This window comes from Streptomyces sp. NPDC058289, assembly GCF_042880975.1.
In the GTDB taxonomy this organism is placed as follows: Bacteria; Actinomycetota; Actinomycetes; order Streptomycetales; family Streptomycetaceae; genus Streptomyces; species Streptomyces stoeckheimensis.
Genome location: NZ_JBHVYI010000022.1, coordinates 60,074 through 74,749 on the forward strand (window position 1 = coordinate 60,074; position 14,676 = coordinate 74,749).

Below are 14,676 nucleotides of genomic sequence, written 5' to 3' on the forward strand. Positions count from 1 at the left end.
GGCGCTACGACAAGGAAGACCCATGACTGACATCGCCATCGTCGGACTCGGCTGCCGCTTTCCGGGCGCCCCCGACATCCGCACCTACTGGAAGCTCCTGATGGGCGCGGAGCGTCAGTTCTCCGCCGTCCCGCGGGAACGCTGGAACCACGGAACCTTCCACGAGCCGGGCAATCGTTCGGCACCCAACGCCTCGTACACCGACCAGGTCGCCTTCCTGGAGGACCTGGACCGCTTCGACGCGGCGCACTACGGCGTACCGCCCGCTCGAGCCCGGGCCATGGACCCGCAGCACCGGCTGATGCTCGACGTCACGCGCGAGGCGCTCGCCGACGCGGGTATGGGCCGCGGCGACTTCGACAGGGAGAACACCGGGGTGTTCTTCGGACTGTCGGTGTCCGACTACAAGGACCTCATGGCGGCCCCCCTCCGGGCCATCACCCTGGCCGAGGACGCGCACGCGGCGGACGACGGCGCCGAGGCCGCAGACGCCGCAGACGCCGCCGACGCCGCCGACGCCGCCAAGGAGCGGGCGCGGAAGCTCGGCACCATCGACGCCTTCACCCTGCCCGGGAGCCTCCTCAACATGGCGGCCGGAACCGTGAGCCGCCACTTCGACCTCGGCGGTCCCAGCTTCGCCGTCGACGCCGCCTGCTCCGGCTCGCTGGTCGCCCTCGACCAGGCGATCGCCCAGGTGCGATCCGGCAGCTGCCGGATCGCCCTCGTCGGCGGCGTGTACCTCAACCTCACCCCCGACAGCCTGGTCGGCTTCTCCAGACTCCGCGCCCTGTCCGCCGCCGGGGTGTGCCGCCCGTTCGACGCGGAGGCCGACGGGTTCGTCCTCGGCGAAGGGGCCGGTGTCGTCGTCATACGGCCGCTGGCCGACGCACTGGCCGAAGGCGACCGCGTCTACGCGGTGATCAAGGGCATCGGCTCGGCCAACGACGGCGCGTCCCCCGGACCGCTGGTCCCCACCTCCGAAGGCCAGCTGCGCGCCATGCGCCGGGCCTACGCGGACGCCGGGGTGGCGCCCTCCTCCGTGGGCTTCCTGGAGGCCCACGGCACCGGCACCGCAGCCGGTGACCGCGCCGAGGCCGAGGCCCTGCGCCGACTGCGCACCGAGTACCCCGACGACGACCCCGCCCTGTGCTACCTCGGCGCGGGCAAGGCCCTGATCGGACACTCGCTGTCCGCGGCGGGCATCGCGGGACTGATCAAGACGGCCCTCGTCGTCCACCACCGGACGATCGTGCCGCAGCCGCAGACCACCCCCCACCCGGACCTGGCCATCTCCGCCGCCGGCCTGCGCTTCGCCGCCGCCGCACTGCCCTTTCCGGACACCGACACACCGCGACGAGCCGCCGTCAGCTCGTTCGGCTTCGGCGGCACGAACGTCCACGTGGTACTGGAGGAGCGGCAGCCCGACACGGCCCCCGGTCACCTCCCGGACCGCACCGAAGGCTCCGGACCCCACCTCGTCCTCCTCTCGGCCGGCAACGCCGAACTGCTGGACCGGCACATCGGCGACGTACTCGACGCACTCGACACGGCGGACCGTGCCCCGCTGGCCGCTGTGGCCCACACCCTCGGCTCCCGGGAACCGCTGACGGCCCGGCTCGCGATCGTGGCCGCCGACACGGACGCGTTCGTCGAGCGGCTGCGCCACGCCCGTGAGCAGCTCTTGGCCGGCGCCCGCGGCGACCTCGGCGAGGGCGCCTTCGCCGCCGACGCCCCGCTGCCCGCCGCACAACGCCGCGTGGCCTTCCTCTTCCCCGGTCAGGGCAGTCAGCAGCCAGGCATGATGCGGGACCTCTACGCTCGGTTCCCCGCCTACCGCTCGGCCGTCTGCGTACTCAGCGCCGTGGCCCGGACCGACCTCGGCTTCGACCTGGCCGACCTGCTCTACGGCGATGAGGCCCGGTCCCACGGCGACACCGAGGAGCTCAGGAAGCGGCTCGCCGCCACCGAGGTGTGCCAGCCCCTGCTCGGTACCGTCCAGATCGCCGCCACCCGCCTCCTCGCCGACTGCGGCATCCGTCCCGACCTCGCTCTCGGGCACAGTGCCGGGGAGTTCGCCGCGGCCGCGGCCGCCGGAGCGCTCACCCACGTGGACACGATCCGGCTGCTGGTCCACCGGGGTGCGACCCTCCGGCAGGCCGAGTCCCGCTTCCCGGGCGGGATGCTCGCCGTGCAGACCGACGAGGAGACCTGCCGCCGGCTCACGAACGGGATCGACGGCGTCTGGCTCGCCTGCTTCAACCAGCCGCGACAGATCGTGGTCAGCGGTACGCCGCACGGGATCGCCGCCCTGCGCGAGGCCTGCGCGGAAGCCGGGGTCGTCACGGCGACGCTCGACGTGTCCAACGCCTTCCACTCGCCGCACCTGACCGCCGTCGAGGACACCATCCGCTCGGGCCTCACCGCCCGCCCGATCACCAGCCCCGACCTGCCGTTCGTCTCGTCCGTGAACGCCGAGGTCTGCACCGACCCCGAACGGCTGCGCGAGCTGTGGATCCGTCACGCGTCCGCGCCGGTCCTCTTCGGCGACGCGGTCCGCACCGCCTACGACCAGGGGGCCCGCATCTTCCTCCAGGTGACGGGCGGCAGCTCGCTCCTCACCTCGGTCCGCCGCAACCTCACCGACCCCGGCGACGTCCATGTGGTCCCCGTCGCGGGGGTGGCCGACGGCGGGCGCACCTTCGCCCTGGCCCTCGCCCGGCTCGCGGTCCTGGGCGTCCCGGTCGACCCGCGCGCCCTGATCGCCGAGGAGGACCGCCGCCTGCTGGACCTGCCCGTGGCCGGGCTCGCCACCCAGTCCTACTGGGTGCCGGCCAGGCGCGCCGCGAAGCAGGACCCCGCCGCCGCCGCCTCCCTCCCGCCGCAGCCCCTGCGGTCCGTCGAGCCCGTGGAACCCGTACAGCTTGAGGAGACCTCGATGAACGCCCCGACGTACGACCCGGCGAACACCCCGATGGACGAACTGCTCCGGCTGGTCCAGCAGCAGGCGGAGCTGCTCGCCCGTCTCATGGGGACGCTCCCCGCGCCGGTGCCCACCGCCCCGGCCGTACCCGCGGCCGCGGCCCCCGAGGAGTCCGAGGCCCCCGCCGCCGCCCCCGCCGACACGCCCGCCCCGCGCGCGGCGGCCGCCGAGGTCACCGACGAGATCACCGGCGAGGTCACCGAAGCCGTACTCGCGCAGGTGGCCCGGATCAGCGCCTTCCCGGTGGAGCAGCTGAGCAACGACCAGCTGCTGATCGACGACCTCGGATTCGACTCGCTGATGCTGACCGACCTGTTCACCTCCCTCTCCCGGCAGTGGCCGCAGTGGACCTTCGACGAGCGGGCCGCCGACCGGCCGACCGTCGCCCGGCTCGCCGCGCTGATCACGAGCGCCTGCCCGGACGCCACGGCGGCAACGGCCGTCCCCGGGCAGCGCATCGGACACGGTGACGGGAACCCGCCGGCGACGTCCGCCGACCTGACGCCGGTCGCGGTGGCTCCCGACCCGCCCGCGGCAGCGGACTCCCCCCGCCTGGGCGTGGTCCCGACGCCCCCGGACCAGCCGACGGACGACCCGGCCGCGCCGGAGGAGCACACGCGGATCGATCGCTTCCCGGAGGTCGCCGCCCACGGTGAGCGGATCGGTATGCTCGCCGGGCTGGGACTCGCCAATCCGTACTTCCTGGTCCACGAAGGCGGTATGACGGACACGACGGTCGTCGACGGCCGGGAACTCGTCTCCTTCTCCAGCTACAACTACCTGGGCATGGCGACCGACCCGAAGGTGAAGGCGGCCGCCAAGGAGGCGGTCGAGCGCTACGGCACGTCGGTGTCCGCCAGCCGGCTGCTGTCCGGCAGCCGTCCGCTCCACCTGGAACTCGAAACGGAACTCGCCGACCGGCTCGGATGCGAATCAGCGCTCACCTTGGCCAACGGACACGCCACCAACGTCACCGTGATCGGGCACCTCGTCGGCCCCGGGGACCTCGTCCTCCACGACTCCCTTGCCCACGACAGCATCCTGCAGGGCTGCAAGCTCTCCGGCGCGACCCGGCGGCCGTTCCCCCACAACGACGCGGCCGCACTCGACGCCGTGCTCGGCCAGGTCCGCGACCAGTACCGGCGGGTGCTCATCGTCATCGAGGGCGTCTACAGCATGGACGGCGACATCGCCGACCTGCCCGCGCTCGTCGAGGTCAAGCGGCGCCACGGCGCGCTGCTGATGATCGACGAGGCCCACAGCATCGGCACGATCGGCACGACGGGCATGGGCATCGGCGAGTACCACGACATCGAGCGCTCGGCCGTCGATCTGTGGTCGGGCACGCTGTCCAAGGCACTGGCCAGCTGCGGCGGCTACGTCGCCGGGAGCCGCGCGGTCGTCGAGTACCTCCGCTACACCGTGCCGGGCTTCGTCTACAGCGCCGGCATGACCCCGGCCGACACCGCCGCCTCGCTGGCGGCCCTGCGCCTCCTGCGCACCGAGCCGCAGCGCGTCACGCGTCTCGCGTACAACGCCTCGCTGTTCGTCCGGCTGGCGCGCGAGGCGGGGATCGACGTCGGGGACAGTCACGACACGCCGGTCGTCCCCTGCATCGTCGGGGACTCGCTGAAGACCCTCAAGCTCGCGGAGGCCCTCTTCCGGCAGGGCATCAGTGTCAACCCCATCCTCTACCCGGCCGTACCGGAGGAAATGGCCCGGCTGCGCTTCTTCGTCACCTGTGACCACACGCCCGACCAGATCCGGCAGGCCGTGACCGCGCTGGAGCGCGAACTGCGGCAGCTGGATGCGGACACGGCCGCCCCCGCCGCCGCGTGAGCCCCGTAGCCGTGCACACCGTCTTCCCGCCGATCGTGCCGGGCCAGGTCCACCGGTGGGGCGGGGCCGGGGTCCTCGTGTCCCGGCGCCCCGGCCTCCACCGGGCTGTGCCCCTCGCGCCCCTCTCACCGGCCGAGCGGCAGGTGGTCCGGGCCTTGCCGGGCTGGCGGCAGGCAGAGTGGGCGGCGGGACGGCTGCTCGCCAAGCGCCTGGTCGGCGAGTTCCTCGCCACCCCGGCGGCCGACGTGGAGATCCTTCCGCGCAACGACGGCAGCCCCCACGTCCTCGTCGGCGGCAGCCCGGTGCCCGCCTTGCACGTCTCCATCAGCCACACCGCCCACCACGTCGCCGCGGCCCTCGCACCGCAACCGGTCGGAGTGGACCTGTGCGAGACCGCCTCGGCCGACGCGGTACGGCGGGTCGCGGACCACGTGCTCTCCCCCGGGGAACTCGCCCTCGTCGGTACGGACCGGCCCGACGCGCTGGCCGGCGCCTGGGCGCTGAAGGAGGCTGCGGTCAAGGCCGACCGGACCGGGATCTTCGGGACCGCCGCGCGGGGCATCGCGATCCTGGGCCTACGGCCACCCGTCCTGGATGGACGGCGCCGCGCAATGGCGTGGCAGGCGGGAGACGCGGTGCTCGCCCTCGTCCTCGCGGCCCCGGCCGGGTCACGGGCAGGCTCACCGGCCGCGGCACCGGCGTGACGGCACTGCGGCCAGGCCGCGGTCCCGTAGACAAGTGAGCTGGTTCGACAGGCGCGTTCGGGAGATGCCGAGTGCAGCGGCGAGGTCGCAGGGGTGGGCATTCACGAGATCATGGACTCTTGTCTCCGGAGCGGGCATCCTTCCCTGACCCATCAGCACGGATCAGGGGGCGCGCGTGGAGTCGGTGGTCGTGGGCGGGGTGCGGATCGCGTACGAGCGAACCGGGCGGGGCCGTCCGGTGGTGCTGGCAGGCGGTACGGGGATGCCGCCGGTGGCATGGGAGCTGTGCGGGGTCCGCGAAGACCTGGTGCGGGCGGGCTTCGAGGTGATCACCTATGCCGCGCGCGGTGTCGCCCCTTCCGACGCCCCCGCGGCGGTGTGGTCGATGGCGGACCTGGCCGGAGACCTGGCAGGGCTGATGGACGCCCTCGGCCTGACCGGCGCCGCGGTGGTCGGGTACTCGTTGGGGAGCTTCACCGTCGAGCTGCTGGCCCGCACCCGGCCCGACCTGGTGGCCTCCGCGGTGCTCATGGCGGGCGCCGGACCGGTCACCGGGGTCCTCGACGCGATGCTGGACGCGGAGGCCGAGTTGATCGCTGCGACCGGTCGGCTGCCCGCCGCGTTCACACGCCTGCAGACCCTGCTCTCCAGCCTGCCGCCGGCAGTCCTGCGCGATGACGAGGAGCAGACCCGCACCTGGCTGGAGCTCCTCGGAGCCCAGGAAGACCTCTGGACCTCGTCCGACGGGGAGGTGGGCCAGGCCACCGCAGCCGAAGCGTGGCTACGCGACCCGCACCGCATGGCCGCGCTCGCCGACCTCACCATCCCCGTGCTGGTCCTGGGCTTCGAGCACGACCTCTACTTCCCGCCGCACGCATCCAAGGTCGCCGCCGACGCCCTGCCGCGAGGCGAGTTCACGGTCATCGCCGGCGCTGCGCACGGAGGGCTCCTCACCCACCCGAAGGAGACCGGCGCCGCACTCCGTGCGTTCCTGACCCGCCAGTGACCCGGCCCCCACCCGGGCCGGCGGCGACGCCTCGAGAACGCGTCGGCATCGGCACGGTCCAGGGGCTCATGCAGCGACGTCGGTTCCCGTCCACGACGCCGGATGGTCGGCGTTCCTGACGATGCCGGAATGCAAGGCCGCCCGGTATGGGCGCGGCTTCCACCTCATCGGACGCTTCGAGCCGGCCTCACAGGTCTGCTCACAGTGCGGCGTCAAGGACGGGCCCGAGCCCCTGCACATCCGCGAGTGGGCGTGCTCGGCGTGCGGGGCCGTCCTCGACCGGGACATCAACGCGGCGGTCAACATCGCCAAGGCTGCCGGACCGGCAGTGCCAGCCTGTCGAGCGCGGGTAAGACCGGGGCCTGCCCCGGCACAGCGCGAAGAAGCAGGAACCCGCCGAGACGGTCAGCCGACCGTCGTAGGAATCCCCTCCTTTTAGCGAGGGAAGCGGAAGTCAATCGATGAACAGGCTCATGCCGGGGGCGGGGCGGACGAGTTCACCCGGCAGGACGGCGCCCGTCACGTGCCCGTCGCAGTGGGGTCCCGACCACACGAAGGCGGTCTCGTCCGTGAAGTTTGCGACCTCCGAGGGCGCGAAGTCGCCCAACGGGTAGCAGCCGGACGGGTCATGCACCGGCGCCCGATCGATGAACAGCACCCCGTCCGCCGCCTGTGCCGTACCCGGCGCCGCCAGCGCCAGGGTCAGCGCCGCCGCGCACGCCCCCAGTACCCGCGCCACGCGTCGTGTCTCGCGCATCCCGGTCCACCTGCCTCTTTCGTTTTGCCCCAACCATTTCTGTCACCGAGGGTAGTGCATCCGATACTTGCTGTGAGGCAACGTGTGGAGGGGGTTGCGGCAGTACGCCTACGTCCTCATCGGGCGTTCACCTGCTCTGTGAGCTCGCCCTCGCGCAGGTCGAGGATTCGATCGGACTGCGCAGCCAGTTGCTGGGAGTGGGTGACCACGACCACGCACTTGCTCTCCTCGTGGGCGAGGCTTCGGAAACATCACCCTCGACGAGACGCATAACGAAGTGTCCGTGGACGGAATCCCGCTGGGACTCTCCCCGAAAGAGACCGCGGTCCTGCGCCTGCTGATGCGGGCCGGCGGAGCACCGGTGGCCCACGACGACATCGTCCGCGCCGTCTGGGACGAACACCTCGACACGCGCACCAGCCTCGTCCTGCACCACCATCAGCCGCCTGCGCGGCGAACTGGGCTGTGCGACTGAACTTCCGGGCACTGCCGAACCCTCGGGCCCTGCTGAGCAGGCTGCCCTTCCGCGTCCGCCTGGCCATGGCCTTCTCCGGGCGCTTCCTCCTCAGCGGCATCCTCCTCCTCGCCTTCGTCGTGCTGCTCGCACGCTACGGAACGGCTCAGCAGGTCCAGGGAATCTCGGTCACTTACGGGGACATGCCGAGTGGCCAGGCAACCCCCAGGGGCCCCGTGGAGCCCGTACACCCCACCCGGCCGGACGGCAGGCCCGAGCCTCCGAGCGATGTCGCCATGCTCCAGAAGATCGGCCGACCCGTGCAGGCCGTCCAGGACACCGCGCTGCGCCAAATGGTCCTCTGGTCCGCCGTCGACCTCCTCGTCATGGCCGTAATCGCCGGGCACTCGGCCGGTGGCCGGCCGGACGGGCACTGCGTCCCGTCGTCTCCGTGACCGAAGCCGCCCGCCGCATCAGCGAACAGAACCTGCACCAGCGCCTCGCACTCACCGGCCCCGACGACGAGCTCCACCGCCTCGCCGACCCCCTGCCCGGCGGCCTCACCGACGTCCGCGAGGACCTGTTCACGGCCAACCGGGAAGCGGAACAGCTCATCAACGCGCTCCTGCTACTCGCCCGCAGCGACCGCGGACTGGAGGAGACCGAGGCCGTGGACCTCACGGTCACCGCCCGGCTCGTGATCGCCGAGTTCGCCCCACTCGCAGCCGAGGCCGGCCTGCGCATCGACACCGGCGCCGGCACGCCCCTGGTGGTTCCCGGTGACCCCGTCCTGCTGCGGAACCTGCTGGCGAACCTGATCAGCAACGCAGTCCGGTACAACCACCCCGGCGGCCACGTCCTCGTACGAATCGGCGCCTCCACCATGACGGTGACCAACACCGGCTCCCGCATCCCCGACCACCGATCCTCTACAGATGTAGAGTACGACCCCATCAGGCCCTCTACATATGTAGAGGGTGATCCGGCACGTCCTCAAGGAGTCACGATGAGCGCGACCGCCCCCTCAGTCCTCAGACAGAAGCCCGAGCCGCTGCGACCCTTCACAGTGGGGGTCGGCGGCTTCTTGCTCCTGGGTACGGGACACCTCGCCCTTGCCGCTGCGGCGGCGTGGGGCAATCCGACCCCGCAGGAAGAAGCCTCGTCGGCGGCCATGCGGGCAACGAGCATGACGCTGCTGGGTCTGGAACGCACCACGCTCCAAGTCGTCCATGGCATGAGTTCCGTCATGGGCCTCTTCGTCATCACCTGCGCGCTCCTCGCCCTGTTCGCCGCCCGACACTCCCCGGCATTGGTCGAACGGCGCACCGCCTTCGGGTGGACGCTCCTCGCCGCCTCACTCGTCGGCCTGGCGATATCCGCCCTCTTCCTGCCCCCGCCGCCGATCATCGTCCTCACCGTCACCAGCTACGCCTTCGCCCTGTCCCTGCGCCGGGCAGCGCCCTGAGGGTCCGTTTGCCTCCTCAGCCGGTCCGGTCGGGTGCACCGTCGGAGGGCAGATGGAGGTGGTGGAGGTGGTCGGCGGCTTCGGATTTGCGGGGGTTGTTCAGCCGGACGAGCGCTTCGTGAGCGGCGGTCAGGACCGTGTGGGCTTCGTGGTGCCGGTTGAGATGGAGCAGGACGATGCCGAGGTCGAGGCGGGCCGGTTCGCTCCAGGCGGGCATCTGTGCCGCCTGGAAGTGGGTGAGGGCGTACCGCAGGAGGTGCTCTGCTTCGTTCCAGCGGTTGAGGGCGGCCAGGTCGTTGCCGATGTGCTGGCGGGTCACGGCGAGGTAGAGGCCGATCAGCTCCCGGGGCTTCCCCGGGACGCCGGTGTTGCAGATGGCTTCGCTGCGTCGGTGGATGGCCAGGGCTTCCTGGGCACGGCCGGTCTCTCGCAGTTGCTGGCCAAGGGAGTTGAGGGCGGTGAGTTCGGCGAGGCGGCTCTCCGGGGCGGTCTGCTTGCCGAGGTGGTCGGCGGCTTCCTGGAGCCAGATGATGGATTCGTCGGTTCGCCCGAGCCGGTGGAGTGCGCCGGCGGCGTAGCCCAGGGCCCAACCGATCTGGAGCTGGTCGCCGCTTTCGCGCGCTGCGGCCAGGGCGGCCTGTGCGGTGGTCAGGGCGGCGGTGTGGTCGTAGAGACACATGTTGTAGGCCCAGGCGAGGTAGTTGAGGTGAACGGCCTCGTCGCGTTTGCTGCCCAGGGCGCGGGCAGAGTCGACGGCCCACTGGAAGACCTGTGCCCATGCTTCCCAGTGCGGGGTGCGGTCGGAGAACCAGTGCATCGCCTCGGCGGTATCGATGACTTGTCGGTGCAGCCCCCGGGCTTGGGCGCGGCCCAGGGCGGCGAGCCACTGCGCCTTCTCGGCCTCCAGCCAGACCCGTGCCTGTTCGTGGTCGGCGGGTGCGGTGGCGGGATCGGGATCGGGGGCGGGGCTGGTGTCCGGGTGGGGTGCGGTGTCGAAGAGTTGGGCTGCGGCGGTCGCGCGGTGCAGGGTCCAGAGGTCGGCCCGGTTTTGGGCGCCGGCGGTGTGCGCGGGCTCGTCCTCTTCTGCCAGTTGTTCGGCGGCGAAGAGGTGGAGGAGGTCGTGGAAGCGGTAGCGGTCGGCGGTGGGGTGGGGTTGGAGCAGTCCGGCGTCGGTGAGGTCCTGTGCGCATCTGGCGGCTTGACGTAGGGGCAGCCCTGCCAGAAGGGCGGCGCTCTGGGGGCTGAAGTCGGGGCCGTCTGCGAGCGAGGCGCGACGGAAGACCGTGCGGGTGGGTGGGGGCAGTTGCCGGTAGGACAGGGTGAAGGCGGCTCGGACTTGTAGTGAGCCGGCTTGCAGGGTGTCCAGGCGTGTCGTGCTTTCGGCGAGCCTGGTTGCGAGTTTGGCGAGGTGTTCGCCCGGCCGGGCGGCGAGGCGCTGTGCGGCGATGCGTACGGCCAGGGGGAGGTGTCCGCACAGGTCGGCGAGGTCGCGGGCGGCCTGGCTCTCGCGGTTTACCCGTTCGGGTCCGATGACGCGGGTGAGGAGTTCGACGGCTTCCTCGCGGCGCAGCAGTGTGAGCTCGGGGCGGTGGACCGCTTCGAGCCCGGCCAGGGTGTTGCGGCTGGTGACGAGGGTGAGGGAGGGGCTGCGGCCGGGCAGCAGGGGGCGGACTTGGTTCTCGTCGGCGGCGTTGTCCAGAAGGAGGAGGATCCGGCGGTCGCGCAGCAAGGAGCGAAGGAGGCCGCTGCGGTCCTCGGTGGTGGTGGGGACGGCGTTGTCGGCGGTGCCGAGGGCGCGCAGGAGCCGGGCGAGTGCTTCGCGGGGCGGGGTGGGGCGGGGGTCCATGCCGCGCAGGTCGATGGCGTACTGGCCGTGCGGGAAGTGGGGAGTGAGGGTGTGCGCGGCGTGGACGGCGAAGGCGGTCTTGCCCAGGCCGGGCTGTCCGCTGACCACGGCCACGGGTGGGTGAGCGGGGTCGAGGTGTTCGGCCAGGGCGCGGAGCCGGTTCAGGGCAGGGCCGCGGGCGGTGAAGTCGCCCAGATCGCGTGGTAGCTGGAGCGGGTGGTGCGGGACGGGGCGTGCCTCCGGCCGGGTGGCGATCCCCGCTCCGCGGTGGGGGCGGGGGCGGCCGAGGCCGGCGGCGCGTTCCAGTTCGGCGGCGGCCGCACCGTCCAGGCGCAGGGCGGTGGCGAGGGCCTGTACGGTGCGGCGCTGCGGCCCCCGGGAGCGTCCTCGTTCCAGGTCCGATAGGGCCCGCACGCTCAACCCGGCGGCCTGAGCCAGTGCCTCCTGGCTGAGCCCTGCACCCGTTCGCAGGGCGTGCAGGCGCGCGGCGAACCCCCCGTTGTTCATGACTCGAATCCCCTGGTCAGCGTGGTCCCCCCGAGTCGGCGGGTCCTACCGGCAGAAGTATGCCAAGACGCCACTTCCACTTCTGCCGGTGGAAGTGAGCGGACCGTCCCCCGTCCGGGCGGGCCGGTCGGCCGCGCAGAAAGCACGACCGGCCCGGCCGATTGCTCGGCCGGGCCGCTTCGGGCGCCGGTATCGCGGACGTGACAGGTGCCCGGATCAGGTTCGGGGGGTCATCCGCGGCTCGGGCAGACGTCCTGCGTGACCTTGCCGGCCTTGCCGCCGATCGTCGCCGGGTCCAGGGTCAGGCACTTGCCGGTCCACCGGTTGATGAAGTAGAAGGCGCGCCTGCCGCCGTACTGCTCCGCCGGCATGACCTCCCAGAGCTGGTTGTCCGAGGCCCACCGGCTCTCGCACGGCCACCAGAACAACTGCATGCCGTTGCCGGGCGGCACGCCGAGGTTCCACGGGACGGTGAGGCAGTTGCCGTTGCCCGCCTTGATCCAGTAGTAGTTCTTGCTGTCATAGGGCGGCAGGGGAACCGTCCACTGCTGGCTGCTGGGCGCCGGGCTCGCGCAGGCCCGCTGCGTCATCACGCCGCCCGTCCCGTCGGGGAAGTTCTCACCGCGCACCATGCAGCGGTTCGGGGCGGTGGTCTCGTAGGTCTGCCCGATGAACTGCCTGTTCGAGGTGACGGTCCACAGCGCCGGGTGCGGCGCGAAGATGTGGGCGTTGCGGTTGAGTTCGTTGACCACGGACATCGGGGTGACGCCGCTGGTGTCGCTCTGCTCGTAGAAGTTCACCGCGACGTAGTTGGGGTTGTGGCCCGCGGCGGGACGGCAGTCCTTGTCGATGCGGTTCTTCAGGGCCGAGCCGTTGTCTCCCGGCGCCTTGGCCTCGGGGTTCAGCACGCTCGAGTCGAACTGGTTCATGGTGAACAGCGGCGTCAGGGCCGTGCCCGGCATGGGGTTCTGCCCCACCGGGTTGCTGTTGCGCGATGCGCAGCCGCTGGGCCGGCCGTCGTAGTCGTAGAGCGTCTCCACCGTACGGTTCCAGGTGTACATGAGGCGCCCGTATTCCTTGCTCCCGTCACTGGACTTGACCGGGACGTCCTCTCCCCACCTGTCCTGGAACACCACCAGGCGGCGGTTGTCGGAGACCATGTCGCGCAGCCGCGGCCAGTTCCGGTTGTCGATGTCGTACTGGTTGGGCGAGAACAGCAGGTTCTTCGCGTTCTCGGATTCCAGCACGTCCGTGACCGCCTGGGTGAGGGACGCGCGGCTGGCGTAGTTCTCCAGGAAGACCGTGACCACTTCGTCCGGGTGGGCCTTGAGGAAGTCCACCACCCTGCCGAGCCCGCTGCGAAAGGTCTCGTGGCAGGAGAACGTGGAGTGGCACAGCATCAAGTCGACGTTGCCCTCCTGGTCGTAGGCGATGTCGTACGTGTCGAGCATCAGCCCGCGCACGCCGTCGTCCAGCTGCCGGGAGATGTTGCGGGACTGGTTCCGCGGCGGCACGATCCCCGAGTCCGCGTAGGAGTTGTGGGTGGTCAGCGACGACCACTGGTCGAGGCGGGCGTCTCCGTACTTGCTCCCGGACGCCGCTACGGCGGCCGTGGGGGTGGGCAGCGTTGCGGCTAGGAAGAGCAGCGCCAGGACGGGTAGGGCCAGCCTTCGCAGCACGCGGAAGCCTCTTGCAAGCATGTCGTTCCCCAGGGTCAAGACGGTCGTCGGAACCGGAGCGGGCGTGCGGTACCGGTTGCCGGACGGCGGTGTGGGCGGCCCCGGGGCACCGTGATGCCCGGCGGCCCGGCTCCGCCGTCCGTTCCACGTCGAGCCAACACGGTGGACCGGGGGCCGGACCATGCGGTTCCACCGGCAGAAGTGGTCCCCGCCTACTTCTGCCGGGCGGGTCCCGGCCCGGGCCGTCGGTACGACCTGCCCCGCCCGTCAGGCCCGTAGACCGCCACCATGAGCCCCTGCACCGCGGCGCGAGGGGCTGCTGCGACTGACGGGCCGAGCGTGTCAAGTCCCGATTTTCCGTGCCGTGACCGCAGACCTTGCCCGGGGAGCGTGCTACCGCACGCCCTGCGTGGAGCTGGACTGCCTGCGCTGACAGGTAACACGACCCACTGGTAACCCTCCGCGTCTGCGAGGTCACCCCGGCGCTTCCGCGAACGTACGAGGCACGCAAATACGTACTGATGCACGGGCCCGCTCCCCTACGGTGTGGGTTGCGCAGCTGACGCGCCGCTCCGTTTTGGGGTGGAGGGCTCGGAGTGCTGCCGCTTTTCCGCTGACCTTTTCCTGTGGGGGAACTTCACCATGCGCGCCATGCACGTCCGCCGTACCGTTTTGACCGCCTCAGCCCTGTCCCTGGCCCTGTTCGTCTCCGCCTGCGGCGGCTCCGGCAGCGCCGAGGAGAAGGGCGGGGCGAAGGCCGATGCGCAGCCTTCGGCCTCGGCTTCCGCACCGACTCAGGCGGCCCCCGCCGCCAAGGGGAAGACGGATGCGGAGCTCGCGGGCATGATCCTGCTTCAGGCAGACCTGCCCGACCATCTCTTCAAGCCCGTCTCCGAGGAGGACGTGAAGGCCGGCGAGGGAGCCGTCAGTGACGTCCCCGAGTGTCTTCCGGTGCTGCGGGCGATGGCCACCGCGCCGATCGGCAGCCCGACGGGAGCGGCACGGACCGCGGTGGCCGCCAAGCCGAAACCGGTGGACAAGGACGCGAGCGACGAGGACAAGGAACTCGCCGCCCGCAACGCCCTCGGCACGACCGCGACCGTGGTCAGCCTGTACTCGTACGACGGCAAGGGCGCCGAGCAAGCCTTCCGCTCCCTCGTCGACGCCGGCCTGCCCTGTGAGCAGGGATTCACGCCGACCGTGGCCGGCGAGGAACTCGGGAACACCACGGTACGGCCGTTCACCAAGGTGGAAGTCGGTGATGAAACCCTGACCTACACCCTCGCCATGGCGGACGAAGAGATCGGACGCATCTCGACGGAACTCGTCGTCGTACGCAAAGCGAACACCCTCGCCGTCTTCCACGCACAGAGCATGAGCGGCACCGCGGACCACCCCAAGAACGTGGTCGAAGCCCAAGCCAAAAAGCTCGGCTGACG

11 protein-coding genes and 1 pseudogene are annotated in these 14,676 nt (G+C 71.4%); 8 read left to right on the plus strand and 4 right to left on the minus strand.

The genetic code is table 11. The annotated features are described in order from the left end of the window. Positions 1–22 precede the first annotated feature (22 nt). Together ACFVX6_RS14040 and ACFVX6_RS14045 are read left to right on the plus strand one after the other, a co-directional pair. Positions 23–4,819 carry an aminotransferase class I/II-fold pyridoxal phosphate-dependent enzyme gene (locus ACFVX6_RS14040; protein ID WP_389691105.1) on the plus strand — a complete coding sequence of 1,599 codons (4,797 nt, stop codon included), beginning with the start codon at positions 23–25 and terminating at the stop codon, positions 4,817–4,819. After that, complete coding sequence (locus ACFVX6_RS14045; RefSeq protein ID WP_389691107.1) at positions 4,816–5,523, plus strand: 4'-phosphopantetheinyl transferase family protein; 708 nt, start codon at positions 4,816–4,818, stop codon at positions 5,521–5,523. The genes ACFVX6_RS14040 and ACFVX6_RS14045 overlap by 4 nt, the downstream gene beginning before the upstream one ends. Here ACFVX6_RS14045 and ACFVX6_RS14050 read toward each other — a convergent pair. Then, positions 5,500–5,676 (minus strand): ArsR family transcriptional regulator, encoded by a 177-nt coding sequence (locus tag ACFVX6_RS14050; RefSeq protein ID WP_389691172.1) that lies wholly within the window; start codon positions 5,674–5,676, stop codon positions 5,500–5,502. The two genes, ACFVX6_RS14045 and ACFVX6_RS14050, sit on opposite strands and share 24 nt — an antisense overlap. Before the next feature lie 22 nt (positions 5,677–5,698). Here ACFVX6_RS14050 and ACFVX6_RS14055 point away from each other — a divergent pair, with 22 nt between their 5' ends. Together ACFVX6_RS14055 and ACFVX6_RS14060 are read left to right on the plus strand one after the other, a co-directional pair. Continuing rightward, the gene (locus ACFVX6_RS14055; RefSeq protein ID WP_389691109.1) at positions 5,699–6,529 is read left to right on the plus strand and encodes an alpha/beta fold hydrolase; all 831 of its coding nucleotides are present in this window, start codon (positions 5,699–5,701) and stop codon (positions 6,527–6,529) included. Positions 6,530–6,617: 88 nt separating this feature from the next. Further along, positions 6,618–6,968, plus strand: a pseudogene (locus tag ACFVX6_RS14060) (zinc ribbon domain-containing protein); the annotation flags it as partial. Between the two features lie 15 nt (positions 6,969–6,983). Here the strand turns inward: ACFVX6_RS14060 and ACFVX6_RS14065 are convergent. Continuing rightward, positions 6,984–7,286 (minus strand): hypothetical protein, encoded by a 303-nt coding sequence (locus ACFVX6_RS14065; RefSeq protein WP_389691111.1) that lies wholly within the window; start codon positions 7,284–7,286, stop codon positions 6,984–6,986. Positions 7,287–7,569: 283 nt separating this feature from the next. Between ACFVX6_RS14065 and ACFVX6_RS14070 the strand changes: the two genes are divergently transcribed. Genes ACFVX6_RS14070 through ACFVX6_RS14080 form a run of 3 tightly spaced genes read left to right on the plus strand, consistent with a single transcriptional unit; the run spans position 7,570 to position 9,205 of the window. Further along, positions 7,570–7,761: a winged helix-turn-helix domain-containing protein gene (locus ACFVX6_RS14070; protein WP_389691113.1), complete on the plus strand. Its 192-nt coding sequence runs from the start codon at positions 7,570–7,572 to the stop codon at positions 7,759–7,761. Then, positions 7,752–8,195 carry a hypothetical protein gene (locus ACFVX6_RS14075; RefSeq protein ID WP_389691115.1) on the plus strand — a complete coding sequence of 148 codons (444 nt, stop codon included), beginning with the start codon at positions 7,752–7,754 and terminating at the stop codon, positions 8,193–8,195. Before ACFVX6_RS14070 ends, ACFVX6_RS14075 begins: the two co-directional genes overlap by 10 nt. Beyond that, on the plus strand, positions 8,192–9,205 hold the full coding sequence (locus tag ACFVX6_RS14080) for an ATP-binding protein (protein WP_389691117.1): 1,014 nt from the start codon (positions 8,192–8,194) through the stop codon (positions 9,203–9,205). The genes ACFVX6_RS14075 and ACFVX6_RS14080 overlap by 4 nt, the downstream gene beginning before the upstream one ends. 16 nt (positions 9,206–9,221) lie before the next feature. On the opposite strand, the gene ACFVX6_RS14085 is transcribed toward ACFVX6_RS14080, so the two are convergent. Then, complete coding sequence (locus tag ACFVX6_RS14085; protein WP_389691119.1) at positions 9,222–11,558, minus strand: helix-turn-helix domain-containing protein; 2,337 nt, start codon at positions 11,556–11,558, stop codon at positions 9,222–9,224. Positions 11,559–11,788: 230 nt separating this feature from the next. Next, positions 11,789–13,237 carry a hypothetical protein gene (locus ACFVX6_RS14090; protein WP_389691121.1) on the minus strand — a complete coding sequence of 483 codons (1,449 nt, stop codon included), beginning with the start codon at positions 13,235–13,237 and terminating at the stop codon, positions 11,789–11,791. A gap of 651 nt (positions 13,238–13,888) precedes the next feature. On the opposite strand from ACFVX6_RS14090, the gene ACFVX6_RS14095 reads away from it, so the two are divergent. Continuing rightward, a complete protein-coding gene (locus ACFVX6_RS14095) occupies positions 13,889–14,674 on the plus strand; it encodes a hypothetical protein (protein ID WP_389691123.1) in 786 nt (261 codons plus the stop codon). Positions 14,675–14,676 lie beyond the last annotated feature (2 nt).

What these genes read in the sequence shown, in the direction of transcription:
- ACFVX6_RS14040 (WP_389691105.1), top strand. Translation starts at nt 23, where the DNA reads ATGACTGACATCGCCATCGTCGGACTCGGCTGCCGCTTTCCGGGCGCC.
- ACFVX6_RS14050 (WP_389691172.1), bottom strand. Translation starts at nt 5,676, where the DNA reads ATGGGTCAGGGAAGGATGCCCGCTCCGGAGACAAGAGTCCATGATCTC.
- ACFVX6_RS14065 (WP_389691111.1), bottom strand. Translation starts at nt 7,286, where the DNA reads ATGCGCGAGACACGACGCGTGGCGCGGGTACTGGGGGCGTGCGCGGCG.
- ACFVX6_RS14085 (WP_389691119.1), bottom strand. Translation starts at nt 11,558, where the DNA reads ATGAACAACGGGGGGTTCGCCGCGCGCCTGCACGCCCTGCGAACGGGT.
- ACFVX6_RS14095 (WP_389691123.1), top strand. Translation starts at nt 13,889, where the DNA reads ATGCACGTCCGCCGTACCGTTTTGACCGCCTCAGCCCTGTCCCTGGCC.